Source organism: Croceibacterium aestuarii (genome assembly GCF_030657335.1).
In the GTDB taxonomy this organism is placed as follows: Bacteria; Pseudomonadota; Alphaproteobacteria; order Sphingomonadales; family Sphingomonadaceae; genus Croceibacterium_B; species Croceibacterium_B aestuarii.
Map to the genome: position 1 here is coordinate 1 of NZ_CP131039.1, position 13,406 is coordinate 13,406.

The following is a 13,406-nucleotide window of genomic DNA, read 5'->3' on the forward strand; positions in this document are numbered from 1 at the left end:
GGCAAGTAGGTCAGGTCGATGTCCACCGAGAGGCGCGGCAAGTCGCGCACGAAGAGGTTGATCGCCGTGCCGCCCTTTAGCGCGAAGCACTGCTCTTGCGCCACGAATGGGATGGTGCGGATCAGGAGGGCAACCTGCTGCCGATAGGCGTCCTGGAAGGCCATTTCTTATTGCCCCCCAAGATCGGTAGGCACCGTGATGTCGTATTGCGGATTGAGCCTGCCCCCCTTCACTAGAACACGTTTGCCGGAACCCAAATCGATCTTGGCCAAGTCGAGTTTCGGTCGCCACGCATGGCGGTGCCGGTCGGCAAAGAACAGGAACAGCCGCTTCACCTTGACGCTGGAGCAGGCTTCGAGAAGAGCTTGCAGGCGACGCGGACTGAGATCGCTCAAGCCGTCCATCAAGGCATCGACCTGATGGAAGCTCTCATGCTTGGGTAATTCATCGAGCAATTCGAGCACGGCGCGTTCCTTGCTAGAATAGCGAACAGGCAATTGCACGCCAGCGGCACTGTACATGGTGGGGCTTGGCAGTGGCGGCGCGTCGGCATCGACCGGGAACAGGCGCAAGCTATTGTGCCATGCGAAAGTCACGTCGAGCGGCAAGTCATCCAGCCAGGTTGGCGGTCGTGTCGGCCCGTAAAGGTGAACTGTCTGGACGTTTGCCGAAAGGTAATGGGCATAGCCTTGCTGTTCGAGCGCGGTGCGACCGCCAACGATTAGTGGAAGGTCAAGCATGGTCTGGAGCGAGATCACGACCTGCTGCCAGGTCAGAGGCCCGCGTGAACGGCGATAGACCCGTCGCGCTGGGCTATCCAGCCAGCCAGAACTTACATACTGGCTGCGCAGCGCTGACGAATAGCCCTTGGCCTCCAGCCAGGCGGCATCGACCAGAAGTCCTTCCGGAAGATCCTGCTGAAGCTGGTTTAGTTTGCTGTCCAAACGCGTAGCCATGCTTAGTATTTTGCCACTTGTGTAAACTCATGTCCAGTTTGAAGTAATCTCAAAAGGCTAAGCTGAACTTAGCGTTTTTGCGAAGATTCAAACCGCTTAGCCAAGCCCCCTGTGTGAAAGAAGGAATGATTCGTCCGCGAAATTCGGCAACGCTGGCGCGGAAACCCGCCGTTGCCGTCGCAAGTCCGCGCGTCTCAGTCGCGAAATCGGGCCGAACGAAAAAGATTATCAGACCCGAGGGCGGCGGAGCGGTTTGTCCGCAAAGGTCTCTAACCGTCCATAGGTGTTTCAAATCACGCGAATCGCTGAAGATTTGGCCGAATTCCAACTCTGGATAACTCTTGAGTTGCCCGGAAGAAGTTCTCATTATGTTCCGAAGAGGGGCTGCTGTTCCGATGAGGACTATCGCCAGAAAGGCCGCCATTGCGTCGCGAATGAGCGGAATCTCGGTAAAAAAGTAGATCAGCCCATCACCGAGCCATTCGGTAATTTCCACGCAGACCCCCTAAAGCCCGTAAAGATGTCGGGCTTCTGCGGGCCGATGCGGAAGCAGACTTGGCATGCTGATAGCAACCGAGCGGAGAAACCCTGAATGAGCCAGACGGTATCGAACCGCGGGGCCTGCGCCAAGGCACGTTGCGACAAACCCATGAGAATTTCGTGAATTTTCGAAGAACTATTGGAGAGCGCTTCTTGTCTTGAGGTAATTCTCGACCTTTTCAATCGTTCTTCTGCGTGGCCTGCGTCCAGCTCTTAGATCAAGCACAAAGCGCGGATCGCCAACGGCGCGGCGACCGAATCGCGTCGCGGACATGTGCGATTCTTTCAGATGGAGCTCGACGCGATCCAGTAATTTCATGACCTTCCTCGACTCACTCAACGCTTGTGTTCCTGTTTTGTTCTTAGTAGGAAGGTTCCAACGAGTCTAGGAGATTTCCTTCTCTCCTGAGACCGTCAAAAGGAATGAACGATGGAACATGTCAGAGAGGAGCTTGATCGCCTGATCCAGCAGCGACGGCTCGGATATTCCTCGATCTCGCGGATGATCGGACGCAACTCGTCCTATATCCAGCAGTTCATCAAGCGCGGATCGCCGCGCAAACTGGATGATGAGGACCGACGCACGCTCGCGAGCTTTTTCGGTGTCGATGAGCAGGTTCTGGGCGGCCCGCCCGCGCCGATGCGGGATGGCCTCGTTGAAATTCCGGTGCTCAATGTCGATGCGTCGGCGGGCTACGGCGCGATCGCCGAAAGCGAGACCGCGCATACCCGTTTTGGGTTCGACGAACGCTGGCTTGCCCGGCTTACCCGAGCAAAGAGCGCCAGTCTCTCGATCATCCATGTTCTGGGCGACTCCATGGAGCCTACACTCAGCGATGGCGACGAAGTGCTGGTCGATGCGTCGGACCAGGGCTCGCGGCTACGCGACGGGATCTATGTTCTGCGCGCCGATGATGCTCTGGTGGTCAAACGCGTGACGCTCAAGCCCGGTGGCCGCAAAATCACCATCAGCAGCGATAATTCGGCCTATCCCAGCTGGGACGATGTCGACCGGTCCGAGATTCAAGTGGTGGGACGTGTCATCTGGTTCGGCCGGGCGGTCTGATTCAACCGGATCAGGAGCCCGCAAAGCGCGCGCGATGTTTGGCAACGAAATCCGGACGGGGGTGATCCCTCGGATCGACCGGAAGCCTGATCTTCTGTCCTGAAGGCGGGAAGAGCTTCAACAGGTCGGACGGCACCTTATTGTGCGATACGAGCAGGCACAGGTTGTCGTCGAGCGTTATGAGATGTCGGTCGAACAGCCAATGGGCCGTGGCCGAGAGCGCCACGCCGTTGGGTACGACGTCGGGTCCGCCATCGGCGACAGACCAGATATGCGCCGCCTGCGCCTCCGCTTTCCCGCCACCATTGATGATCCGCAATCCCGTGACGGCACAGGTGCTGTCATAAGCGTCGAGAACCTGATTGCGGAAACTGGCGGCCCGGATTTTCTTGTTCACCAAAATCTGCTCGATCCGGCGTTTGCCAAAATCATCGGCCAGCAGCGCGGCGGTCGCATCGTCGATGTGCCGCTCGTCGAGCTCGAGCCTTATCCGGTTGTCCGGGTCGAGCGTCTCGCTCAGCCCCTGATTGACGATGGCGACGAAATCGTCGCCATCGAGCGTGCGCACCGATTTGCCGCGCAGCGTCCTGCCGGCATCGCGAGGACGGGCCATCTCGCGAAGGAATCGTTCAGCGAAGCGTCCGTCCTTGTCGCGATAGGACACCGGGTCATCGAAAGGTAGATAGTCCCTGACGCGCGCATAGTAATGGGTTGGATCAGCCTCATCGGGATCGATCCGCTCAACGAAGGCGGTCGCGATATAGGCCATCCGGCCGCCGGATACGCGGGTTTCGCGGTAAAGGATCCAGTCGTTTTCGAGCTGGCGCGCTTCGGAAAGATACTGCGAGGGGAAATGATACCGCTCGGTAATGAGGTCGTCGTAGCGCGAATTGCCGCTGATCTCGAAAACACCCTTCACCGGCAACGCTCCGCAATTCATTCGAACAGGCATCGTGCCTGGTAACGCGGAAATCGTCCAGGCTGTCGGTGATCAAATGCCGATTTCGAAAGGCTTTACCCTTTCCTTTGTCAGTTCGGGCTTGTCACTTGCAGGCGAACCGCTGCCAACATCCTTGTCTTGTGAAAGGCCCTTGGCAGCTGCCGCCTTGAGCCTTTGCGTAACTTCAAGGGCCGAAGCTTTCTCGCCGCTGTTGGACTTGATGGCCCGGCCGAGTTTCTCGGCATTATCTGCTATCAGCGTAAGGCCGTCGCGAAGCCGGGTGACCGTGACCAGGAAGGTCTGCCGATTGGCGAGATTGCGTTCGCGGCTGTCCATCACTGCGATCCCGCGATCCGATGTGAGTCCCTGCGCCATATGCGCATTGAGGGCATAGGCGAGGTCCATGCGTTTGAGCATGGGGTCACCGCGGCTCAGGCGGAGCTCCTTGCCCCCTGATGTCTCCACCAAAACGCCCTTTGTGTCGATGGCCACGATCCTCGCCCGGTCGGCGTTGAACAGCCCACGCTTGTGGTCGTTGTCGGTCCAGCGGATCTTGTCGCCCTCGATGATGGAGAGCGATTTGCGTTCGAAGAGCGACAGCCGGCTATCGGCTGCGCCCGGCCGCAAACGCGCGGGATTGAACTTGCGAAGCCGCCCCTTCCTGTCCTCAAGCAAGAGCTGCTTGCGCGCATGGTCGATGGTCTTGACGGTATAGTCGCCCTTGGAGAGTTTCTGGGTACTGTCGCGCGAGCGAAAGTTGAGAACCATGCCCGGCTGGTACGTGCGAAGGTACCGCAACTCCTCGTGGGTCACGTTCACCCGCGAATGAACGGTCAGTCGGCCCGATCGTGGCCCGAGCTCGCCATTGGCCTTGAGCCCGCGCTGAACAGCCTCGTTGACCGCGGATCGCAAGGTTCGTCCCGACGCGTAAATCGACGTCCGATCCCGATCCGCCGGGCTGAGCGAGAGCCATTGCTCGGCAGCAACAATCGCACTGTCTCCGCGAGCCTCTATGGTTGAGGGGGCAAGTGCCTGGAGCGCATCGTCGATGCGCCCCTCCTGCGCGGCCGCCTGCGCACGCCGCAGGACGGGATCGCGGCCGCGCAGGTTAACGTCCATGTTGGCTCGCTCGATCCCGGCCTGCTGGACGAGGTCGAAGGGCTTACCAGCATCGACAGCGCCTAGCTGTCGCTTGTCGCCGACGAGAACCAGACGATGGACTTCGGCAAAGTTCGCCAGCCGTACCAGCTTGGCCTTGTCCTCGTTCGACACCATCGATGCCTCGTCGAGCACCAGGACATGGTCTCCGAGCGCGCTCCGAGCTTCGCCAAGCAGGGTGGCATTTCCCGGTTCGTGCAGAAGCCTGCCCCATTGGGCGAGAAAGCGGGCGATGGTCATCGAACGGATGCCGGTGTCGCGCTCGAGCATCTGGACCAGCGTGTTCTGGACGGCGAGCCCCAGCACCTGCTTGCCTTCTTCGCGGAGCAGCTGGGCGACCGGCTGCATCACGCTGCTTTTTCCCGCCCCGGCTATGCCCTGGATCGCTACGATCCTGTCACGCGACGAAAGGACAAGGCCCGCCGCGTCCTCCTGCCCTTCGTTCAGCGAAAATCCGTGGTTGAGCGCGGCAACAGCCTGAACCCGTTCTGCGGCGTCCGGCCGTTCCAGAATAGGCGACACCGCACCGCGTCCATGGTCGACATTCGCGAGAATGGTGTTTTCAAGGTCATGCGCCTGCCGGCTCGCCAGCCAGCCTTTATGCTCGCCTTTGCCGGGCTCAAGTGCACCGCTTCTGACCAATGCGTTCACACGGGTTTCGACATGGTCCACCGTCGTCGGCAGCCCAAAATCGAGCGCCGCCTTCAGCAATTCCTCGCGCGGGAATGCTGCCTCGCGCTGCGAGAGATGACGCACCGCAGAGGCGACGGCCTGCGCGGCCGCGATGGTCGGTGCATCCTGCTTGAGGACATGGGCAGGGATCAGCGGATCAGCGGGATCACCCTTGATCCGCTGCGCGAACTCCCTCAGCTTCCCAATTCCGCGATGAAGGAGGCTTTGCTCTTTCGAACCGGCTACTGCCTTCGCCGCAGCACGCATCTGGGATGCGTCAATCAGTCCAGCAAGATCGAGACCGACCTCGTCGGCTTGCTGGCGCCACGACGAAAGAAGGCCCTCGCGATCGCGCACTGGCTCCTTGCCTTTTCGTGTTTCGAGCGTTGCGACAATTCCTGCCTCAAGTCCGTTCCCGCGCCTGGCTGCGAGGACTTCTTCGCGCCGCGTTGAAAATGCCATGACCTGCTCGCGGGCAATGCCCGCTGCTTCGAAGTTGCCATGCTTTCCAACCGGCCCTGCTTCGTAGCCCATTTTCTCGACCGCCAGGCGAAAGCGCGCCATGGTCATCGAGTTGAGGAGCGTGTTGAAAGACCAGAGCTTGTCGTTGCGCAGAGCGCGCCACTTCCCGTCGGTGCCTTGCGTTACATTCGCCACGACCGCGTGAAAATGCAGGTTTGGCTCCTGGTTGCGGTTGGTGTCGTGCTGGAAAAGACCAATCGTCAGGTTATCTGTCGCGACCTTTCCGTATCCAGCCTTGCTGCCCATCCGGGTCTGCGCAGCGTTCTTTTCTGCCCAGCGCAAGGTCTCGATGACTGCCTCGCGATAGGCATCGATAATCCGCTGGTCGCCGCCCACCAGCGCGAGCAGCGACCAGCTTTTCGGGAGTGAGAATGTGAGGTCAGTTCCCGGCCTATGGGCCTGGCCCGCGTTGCCGACCTGGATACCACCGGGAAGTTCTCCCCGCAGCAAGGCATCGAACTGCTCGGTGCTGACGCGGCCCTCAAGTCCAAGTCGCTCCGCTCCCTTTCCGGCCCAGGTTCCGGAACGATCGGCATCAGCGCCGGTGTAGTAATTGTCTGCCGCAAAATAGCTCGCGGCAGCTGAAGGCGAACGCACATTGGCGACGGAAAGCATCCTGTCTGGTCCTCGTCACGACTCCCCTCGCGGCCGGTAAATCCCTCCCCATTTGCCTTTCACATGTCGGGTTCGAACTCGCCGAAATCCTTCTCCGGAGGATCTGCGACCGCACCTTCGCGCAGGTCTTTCTCGACCGGAGTGAGAGGTTGGCGCCCGTTGGTCGCCGCACGACCTTGAGGCGTCAAACCGCCCTTGCCATGGGCGTCATCGGCAGCGGTTCCTGGTTCAGACTGATGCCGTTCCGCGCCCACTGCTGGAGCATCCTCACCGGTTTGCACGGCGGCGACAGGTAGCGTTGGGGACGCCTCCAGATTAGCATCAGAACGGTCTTCCGCCCCAAGATCAGCAGCAGCGCGCCCTGCATTCAGCTTTTCAGGCGGCACAGGCTGTTGCCGATCCTGCGATTCATCGGCGACACGACGCTGCCCTCCTAAGTCGAGTTTGAGCTGCTTTGAATCGACGGGCTTGCCGGCACCGTCGTCGTTCGACGCGGGATGCTCGCTATTCGGTTTCGAACCAGGTTTCCCATTGGGCGTCGTTGCCGTCGGACCCTGGCCAGGCTTTATGAGCGGTGTCTCGCGGGCAATGAACCCCTCGGCGATACGACCACGCGTGCGCGGAATGAGCGAGACCGGCGCAGCAGGGAATCCGTCGGGGAACTTGATGTAGGCTGACAACCGCGGAAGGTTCATGAACTGGTCGGGCAAGAGCAAGGGCTCGATCTGCCGCCGGGGTGTCAGGCTGACCGCATCGCGCGCATTGTTGTACCCGTAGCTGTAGCCTTCTTCCATGTCGCGCACCTGCCGGTGGCCGATGAAATCGGAGCACCAGGTCGCTGTCTCTCGATCGGCGGTCGCAAGGATGAGCTTGGTGCGCGCAAGCGAGGAAAGTGTCATCGCCATGTTCTCGCCGTAGACTTCCTTGAGCTTGGCAAACGCATGCACCCCGGTGACGATCGCACCACCGAAGTTGCGCGCCGTTTGCAGCCCCTTTTCAAGGGCCGGTAGTCGATGAAGGGCGCCGAGCTCGTCGATCAGGAACCACATCCGCAGGTCCTGCGTGCGCTCGAGCGTCATCAGCGTATTCATCGCCGTATCGAGCCATAAAGTGAGCAACTGCGAGGCAATGCTCATGTCGACATAGCGAGCCGACAGGAACAGGATCGAGCCCGCCTGGCAGTCACCCTTGACCCAGTCGCGGACCGAAAAGCGCGGTCCGGATGAGGGCAACAGCTTCAGCACTTTCGCGTTCGCGTTGAACACCGCACGGATCGATTCCGCCATCCGGGCCGCTTCCGGAGCGGTCAACGGATCGGCCATGGTTCCGCGCATCAGCTTATGCACTTCGGACAAGTCCGCGGTCATCAGCCGCCGCGACAAAGCCTCGTTGGTCGCCGTGCCGATACGGGCAAGATGGAGGCACATCTCGACGAATAGCATGCGCGCCGCGAGCACCCAGAACTGTTCAGAACCACCCCCGTCATGGGGCACAAGCGCTTCGGCCGCGGCATGAAACTCAGCCTCGCTCGTACAGTCGTCAAACACGCTCCACAGCGGACACCGCGCATCCACAGGATTGAGAATGATGTCGCGCGCGGGATCATAGAAGGCCTCGATAAAGGCACCTGTCAGGTCGAAAATAACCGCGCGCTGGCCGCGTTCACGTGCTTCAGCAACGAGCTGCATGAGGGCCACGGTCTTGCCGGTTCCGGTTGTGCCGATGAGCATGGCGTGGCTCTGTTCGAGCCGCCACGGCCAGCTCACGCCGGCAAGGTGTGCCGGTTGGTAGTGGCCCGCTTCGGCCAGCGCCGACGAGCTGGCAAGCCGCCATTTCCACCCGAACTTGCAGCTCAGTTCTTCGGCCCGAAATGCCTTGTTGTGACGCTCGATTTCCTCTTCGAGTTCGTCGAGCGAAACGAGCATGGCGCCGCGCTCGTGCTTGCGCTCCTTGGAGCGACCACCAAAGCGCTCGGCGAACCACCAGAAGAACACGAAGGCAGGAATCAGCAGCACCGCCGACACCAGCAAACCCTGCTTCACTGCCGAACGAAACGCCTCGACTGCCTCGCGCATCGGCGGGAACTCGCGAACGATGGCAAAGGGGAGTCCGACCCTTTCGCCGTCAAGCAATTCAAGGTTGACCAACTTGACCGGATCGAACTCCATGAAGGCATAGAGACTGGCGTAGATATGCATCCAGACCAGGTAGAACTGGTGGTCGGTCAGGGTCGCCCGCACTTCCCAGTAGCAGGTACCGAGAACAACCAGCCCGGTGACAATCAGAGGACCCTTGAGGCCCGCTGCAAACATGAAACCGAAGTGGCCGAGCAGCTGGCTCCCGCGGGTGAAGTTCAGGAGATTACGCTTCATGGGAGTGACCTCCCATGTTCGCGTTGACGGGAAGGCCGAGACGTTCGAGGCGACGCCGGTACGCCTCGTGGGTACGGTCGCGCAAACTCGCATCAGGATGACTGGCCAGAAGCGCATCGAGCGCAACCGAAATGAAGATCGCCTGGCGCGCGGGATCGAGCCCTGCAGGCCGGTTCTTCGTCTCGTTATCGCGCTGCCAAGCGGCGACAATGAGGTCACGGATAAAGACGCTGACACTAACGCCATGGTCCGCGGCACAGTGGCGAACCCAGCTACCTACGGAGAGAGATACAAATGTCTGAAGCCGATCTTGTCGGGTCATGAAACAGGTTCCTTGTCGGACCGACGGAACCTGGCTCACCTTGCGGAAGGTGACGATGAGAATAAATCGTGAACAACTCGCAGTCAATCGAAAGATTCAGACAATATTTCAGAGCGATAGATGGATTTGAGTTGTCCACGGGTCGGCGCAAAGCCGCTCAACTCGCAGACGGGTTGGTTTCGCCCAAAACCACATTCCACAGAGATATCAGAGAGATAGTTCCCGAATTCGCGGGGTACGGTGTGCTCCCTTGTTCCCATGTGCGCGAGGTAGTCCAGACAGGAAGGGGGATTGATCAAGGATGACTTTTCCCGACGTCCACGATGGAGCGCGAGCAACCAGGCCTGGCAGCTGATCGCATGCAGATCGAAAGCATTTCGACGCCTCCAGCCAAAGACAGCACCTGCGATAGAGGCAGCGGCCAAGGGCGCGTGGGAAGCAAGGCAAGCGGGGCATGTCGCGTGCCCTAGCTTCCCGCCGCCCGACCCGTTGTCGGTTCGCAAGTGCGCGCGGGGCCCAAGAACAAATCACGCCGCACCCTCAGGAGCGCATCGCCAGATGCGCGGGACAGAGTGCGTCCACAGCCCCGCTCCATTTATCGGGCGCCGCCGCATGCGGTGGGCAGCCGTCAGAGCAACCGACAGGACCGGGATTTGATCTTGGTTGGACTACCCGGCGAACATGAAAAAAGGGCAGGAACCGTTCCCGGTTCCCGCCCTGTCGATAGCCTCAGAACTCGTCGAGCATGCCGCCGTGGACCGTGTGGACCACCCGCGCTGCGAGATGCGCTGGCAGTATGTTGTAGTCACCCTCGTCGAGGGCAAAGTACCCGAGTTCATCATCCTCGATAACGTGCTGATCGAAGAAGCTGTGCAACGCTCTCTTCTCGGCAGTTTCCAGAGCCTCGAAATAGCTCCGGGACTCAACGGCGCAACGCATCGAATAAGCCATGATTATCCTCCTGATTTCTGTCGTGAGACGACAGGAGGTCGCGCGATGGTCTTGCGTGTCCCGGGTCGGGGATCGCCCGGACGGGCGACCGCGATAGCGGCGGTGGGGGTAACGATTTTGTTCGCTGCCGGATGCAATCCGGTGGCGGGCAAAATGGTGGGGCCCCGCCCGTCCTTGAGGCGGGAGGCGCAAGGCCATCATGCTGGGACAACCGTGAGCCAGGACCCACTACCTCCGCCCAACATCAAACACCTGCTGTGTGCGAATTGCCTTTCCTACACCCCGATGACGCATGCATGGAATCAACCGGGGAGCAGATCCGAGGGGAATGGAAGGACAAGTAACATGCCCCGAAACAGGAGCGCGATTGCAGCCCTGCAAAAGCTCGAAGCAGACCGCGAGGCGCTCGATGCCAAACAACGCGGACTTGAAGTGCAGGCGGCCAGAGAACTCGGCGAAATCATCCTGGGAAGCGGCCTCGAAAGCTTCTCGAAGAAGGGCCTGAGGAAGGTTGCCGAAGAACTCGGGAAACTCGGCGAGGACGCCGCGATCGAGAAACTGACGGGGCGCGGTGCAACCCGTGCTTCGAATGCAGCGCCGGGAACCCAGTAACCACAGAGGAAGAGGCCCTGCCGCTTGCGGCAGAGCCTCTTCGTAAAAGGGACGACCGGGATCGATGTCAGTCGATATCGGGAGCGTCGGTGTTGTCGTTGTCGTTGTCGTCGCCCGATCCACTGCCGCGGGAGAGGAAGTCGACCTTGTCGGCGAGGATCTCGGTGCCGTAGCGCGTGACCCCGTCCTTGTCCTCCCACTGCGTGTAGTGGATGCGGCCCTGGACGCTGACCAGCTGGCCCTTGGAGCAGTACTGTCCGACGGTCTTGGCGAGGCCATTGAAGCAGGTCACCCGGTGGAACTCGCTTTCCTTAGCGGTGTAGCCGTTCTCGTCCTTGTAGGTCTTGCCGTCCTTGTCGCGTGCGGGGCGATCGGTGACGACGGTGATGCCGGTGACATTGGTGCCGCCCTTGGTCTCGCGGGTGTCCGGATCGCGGGCGATGCGGCCGGTGAGGATTGCGATATTGGTCATGATGGTAGTCCTTCAGTTCCTCAAACCGGAGACCATCTCCGGCTTGCGAACATCCAGAAGAAACAGGGCATGGGAGGACTGCACCGCAGGCCTGAAGGGCCGAAGGGAAACCTGTTCATGACGGGTGGTGCGGGCAGGCGCGCGAAGCGCGACAACACGGCCGGAAAGGAACGGGTTGCTGCCCTCAGCTGACCTGGTTCAGGACTGTTCGCGAAGAAAGCCGGATGGGTATCGGGTGCGGGTCTGAAGGTGCCGAGACCCTGCTGTAATCAGACTACCCCATCGCCTTCCGATGCCGCCAGGAGATCCATGAAGTTGCGGGCTGCTTCGCGGTCTTCGTCGTTCTCGAACGCCACATCGAGATCGGGGGCGGACCCGAACATGTGCAGGAACGACCACAGTGCAAAGCGCTTGCCCCGGTTCTCCTCAAGGCCGAGATCGACCCGGCAGTGCTCGATGCCGGCTGCAAAGGCGTCGGGAGCAACCCCGGAGAGGTCGGTGGTGGCAAAGTAGCGCTGCAGCAGATCGTCAAGTTGCATGACCGGTCCATAGTCGGGTCGGCGCCGAATGCACATCCGGGCAATTTAGATGCAGATGACAAGGCCCCTCAGGACCCCGGAGAGGTGCCCAACGGGCCGCGGCGATCGACCACAGTGATCCGGCGCGCCTTGGCATCGATCACAAGCCGTTCGGTCACGCCATTGCCCGGAAAGGCGACGACATAACGCGGATTGAGCGAAAGCATCTGCTCGTTGCGCTTGAACCCGGCGCGAGCGCCAAGCCGACGATCGAGCGAATAGGTCAGCTGCTGAACTTCGCGGCGCTCGGCCCAGCTCGCTGCCAGGCGATCGGCACCCTTGCCGTCGCCACCATGGACCAGGAAGAGATCGGGAACCGCATCGCGAACCTTGTCCAGCGTCGCCCAGATATTGTCGGCATAGGCGCGCGCATCCTCGGCATTCTCGAAGCTCTGACGACCACCAGCAAAAACGATTGGAGTTCCCTCCGGGATCAGGGCGTGACGCCGGTTCTCGGCGCGAGCGCGGAGGAAATCGCGGGCATCGATTACGGCCGAGGTGAGGTTGCGCGAATGGCTCGTGCGCGAGCCGGAAATGGGCTTCCACGAGGAACCGGTCTCGTCGCGATAGAGTGATGCCGCGGATTCGCGCATCTGTTCGAAGGCCAGCATGCTGGCTTCGGCAGCCTGCGCGCGTTCGACTTGTTCTTCAAGATTGCTCGAATGGACTTCGGAGCCATCGGCGGATGCGAGCAGGACCCGGATTTCGTCGCTGGCCCGATCGAGCTGAGCCGCCTTGCGGCTGGCTGCGCGGTGGAAGAGATTGACCACGCCCCAGGCAATATCCTCGGCATCGGCTTCCAGGGCCGTGTCAGAAAACATCGCGAAGAGGTCGGACCAAACTCCGGCCAGCGTCTGGTCAATGGCGTCCTCGCAAGGAAAGTCGGTCTCGTTGAATGGGGCTGGCTGAATGCTGAGACCTGAGAGATTGAGGCCGCTCAATTGGTCGATGAAGCTGTCGTACATGGGGTGTCTCCTGATCTGATCGCGCGGACAAGGAGAGGAGGCACCATTGCCTCGGCCCTGTCCGCCGGAGCCCGATCAGGGCCGGGGATAGGGGCGAGACGCACCGCGTAGCGGAGAACCTGCGGCCCTAGGCTGGCGCGGGCAACACGGGCCGACGGGCCGCAGGTTGCGGCGCGCCCCGACCGGCCCAAGGGCCTCTCCCGGCGGACTGGGATGGGACAGGATCAGGATCCGGTGTCGCAAGTGGATCGGGAGCGCTCGAAGATCGCTTCGCCATTCGAGAACCAACCGACCATGCGCAGCTCGCCAAACAGGTTGATGAACCTTCCCGACACCTGGGCGAGCCAGTGCCGTGCCCTCGCCGTTCGTGGGATGCAGAAATCGGCCTCCCAGTACCGGGCATCGTCGCGTTCGACGAGCCAGATCGCGGCGAGCCCGCAATAGGTCGATATGCCGCAATCGGCAAAGGCGTTGCGCAGGAGGATGCGGTCCTCGCGGCCGCGCCATCCATCGAAGCGCTCAAAGGAAGGAAAGGTCGCCTTTGTGGTATCGATGATTTCGTCAACGAGGCACTCATAGACCCAGTCGACATCGTCGTCCTCGCCATCGTCCAGCAGGCGAAAGGCCACCGCGGAGCCGGTTGGATAGTTGACGGAGCGTCCCAT

The 13,406-nt window shown here is 60.9% G+C and carries 14 protein-coding genes; 2 read left to right on the top strand and 12 right to left on the bottom strand.

Annotated elements, in window-relative coordinates; translation table 11 throughout:
* The 3 genes from Q7I88_RS00005 to Q7I88_RS00015 form a co-directional block, all read right to left on the bottom strand.
* Positions 1 to 164 (bottom strand): nucleotidyl transferase AbiEii/AbiGii toxin family protein (locus tag Q7I88_RS00005; RefSeq protein ID WP_305098632.1); only part of this gene is annotated, 164 nt, incomplete at its 3' end.
* Positions 165 to 167: 3 nt separating this feature from the next.
* Complete coding sequence (locus tag Q7I88_RS00010; protein WP_305097002.1) at positions 168 to 956, bottom strand: type IV toxin-antitoxin system AbiEi family antitoxin; 789 nt, start codon at positions 954 to 956, stop codon at positions 168 to 170.
* Positions 957 to 1,005: 49 nt separating this feature from the next.
* Positions 1,006 to 1,452, bottom strand: a complete 447-nt coding sequence (locus tag Q7I88_RS00015) for a hypothetical protein (RefSeq protein ID WP_305097003.1) — start codon at positions 1,450 to 1,452, stop codon at positions 1,006 to 1,008.
* 474 nt (positions 1,453 to 1,926) lie between these two features.
* On the opposite strand from Q7I88_RS00015, the gene Q7I88_RS00020 reads away from it, so the two are divergent.
* A complete protein-coding gene (locus tag Q7I88_RS00020) occupies positions 1,927 to 2,562 on the top strand; it encodes a S24 family peptidase (protein WP_305097004.1) in 636 nt (211 codons plus the stop codon).
* 10 nt (positions 2,563 to 2,572) lie between these two features.
* Here the strand turns inward: Q7I88_RS00020 and Q7I88_RS00025 are convergent, their stop codons facing one another.
* The 5 genes from Q7I88_RS00025 to Q7I88_RS00045 all read right to left on the bottom strand — a co-directional run bounded on the left by Q7I88_RS00025 (position 2,573) and on the right by Q7I88_RS00045 (position 10,114).
* On the bottom strand, positions 2,573 to 3,331 hold the full coding sequence (locus Q7I88_RS00025) for an HNH endonuclease (RefSeq protein ID WP_305097005.1): 759 nt from the start codon (positions 3,329 to 3,331) through the stop codon (positions 2,573 to 2,575).
* Positions 3,332 to 3,553: 222 nt separating this feature from the next.
* Entirely contained in the window at positions 3,554 to 6,469 is a 2,916-nt protein-coding gene (gene mobF, locus Q7I88_RS00030) for a MobF family relaxase (RefSeq protein ID WP_305097006.1), read from the bottom strand.
* 59 nt (positions 6,470 to 6,528) lie between these two features.
* Positions 6,529 to 8,841, bottom strand: coding sequence for a type IV secretion system DNA-binding domain-containing protein (locus Q7I88_RS00035; protein WP_305097007.1), 2,313 nt, complete (start codon positions 8,839 to 8,841; stop codon positions 6,529 to 6,531).
* Positions 8,831 to 9,163, bottom strand: coding sequence for a hypothetical protein (locus tag Q7I88_RS00040; RefSeq protein ID WP_305097008.1), 333 nt, complete (start codon positions 9,161 to 9,163; stop codon positions 8,831 to 8,833). The genes Q7I88_RS00035 and Q7I88_RS00040 overlap by 11 nt, the downstream gene beginning before the upstream one ends.
* Positions 9,164 to 9,892: 729 nt before the next feature.
* A complete protein-coding gene (locus Q7I88_RS00045; protein WP_305097009.1) occupies positions 9,893 to 10,114 on the bottom strand; it encodes a hypothetical protein in 222 nt (73 codons plus the stop codon).
* Between the two features lie 345 nt (positions 10,115 to 10,459).
* On the opposite strand from Q7I88_RS00045, the gene Q7I88_RS00050 reads away from it, so the two are divergent.
* On the top strand, positions 10,460 to 10,726 hold the full coding sequence (locus tag Q7I88_RS00050; RefSeq protein ID WP_305097010.1) for a DUF6437 family protein: 267 nt from the start codon (positions 10,460 to 10,462) through the stop codon (positions 10,724 to 10,726).
* A gap of 67 nt (positions 10,727 to 10,793) precedes the next feature.
* Here Q7I88_RS00050 and Q7I88_RS00055 read toward each other — a convergent pair whose 3' ends face one another.
* The 4 genes from Q7I88_RS00055 to Q7I88_RS00070 all read right to left on the bottom strand — a co-directional run bounded on the left by Q7I88_RS00055 (position 10,794) and on the right by Q7I88_RS00070 (position 13,406).
* Entirely contained in the window at positions 10,794 to 11,198 is a 405-nt protein-coding gene (locus Q7I88_RS00055) for a single-stranded DNA-binding protein (protein WP_305097011.1), read from the bottom strand.
* Positions 11,199 to 11,467: 269 nt separating this feature from the next.
* Complete coding sequence (locus Q7I88_RS00060) at positions 11,468 to 11,737, bottom strand: hypothetical protein (protein WP_305097012.1); 270 nt, start codon at positions 11,735 to 11,737, stop codon at positions 11,468 to 11,470.
* A gap of 68 nt (positions 11,738 to 11,805) precedes the next feature.
* The gene (locus tag Q7I88_RS00065; protein ID WP_305097013.1) at positions 11,806 to 12,741 is read right to left on the bottom strand and encodes a DUF2493 domain-containing protein; all 936 of its coding nucleotides are present in this window, start codon (positions 12,739 to 12,741) and stop codon (positions 11,806 to 11,808) included.
* Between the two features lie 224 nt (positions 12,742 to 12,965).
* Positions 12,966 to 13,406: a hypothetical protein gene (locus Q7I88_RS00070; protein WP_305097014.1), complete on the bottom strand. Its 441-nt coding sequence runs from the start codon at positions 13,404 to 13,406 to the stop codon at positions 12,966 to 12,968.

Coding starts and splice junctions, on each gene's coding strand:
- Q7I88_RS00010 (WP_305097002.1), bottom strand. CDS start 956: ATGGCTACGCGTTTGGACAGCAAACTAAACCAGCTTCAGCAGGATCTT.
- Q7I88_RS00020 (WP_305097004.1), top strand. CDS start 1,927: ATGGAACATGTCAGAGAGGAGCTTGATCGCCTGATCCAGCAGCGACGG.
- Q7I88_RS00025 (WP_305097005.1), bottom strand. CDS start 3,331: ATGGCCTATATCGCGACCGCCTTCGTTGAGCGGATCGATCCCGATGAG.
- mobF (WP_305097006.1), bottom strand. CDS start 6,469: ATGCTTTCCGTCGCCAATGTGCGTTCGCCTTCAGCTGCCGCGAGCTAT.
- Q7I88_RS00035 (WP_305097007.1), bottom strand. CDS start 8,841: ATGAAGCGTAATCTCCTGAACTTCACCCGCGGGAGCCAGCTGCTCGGC.
- Q7I88_RS00040 (WP_305097008.1), bottom strand. CDS start 9,163: ATGACCCGACAAGATCGGCTTCAGACATTTGTATCTCTCTCCGTAGGT.
- Q7I88_RS00045 (WP_305097009.1), bottom strand. CDS start 10,114: ATGGCTTATTCGATGCGTTGCGCCGTTGAGTCCCGGAGCTATTTCGAG.
- Q7I88_RS00050 (WP_305097010.1), top strand. CDS start 10,460: ATGCCCCGAAACAGGAGCGCGATTGCAGCCCTGCAAAAGCTCGAAGCA.
- Q7I88_RS00055 (WP_305097011.1), bottom strand. CDS start 11,198: ATGACCAATATCGCAATCCTCACCGGCCGCATCGCCCGCGATCCGGAC.
- Q7I88_RS00060 (WP_305097012.1), bottom strand. CDS start 11,737: ATGCAACTTGACGATCTGCTGCAGCGCTACTTTGCCACCACCGACCTC.
- Q7I88_RS00065 (WP_305097013.1), bottom strand. CDS start 12,741: ATGTACGACAGCTTCATCGACCAATTGAGCGGCCTCAATCTCTCAGGT.
- Q7I88_RS00070 (WP_305097014.1), bottom strand. CDS start 13,406: ATGGGACGCTCCGTCAACTATCCAACCGGCTCCGCGGTGGCCTTTCGC.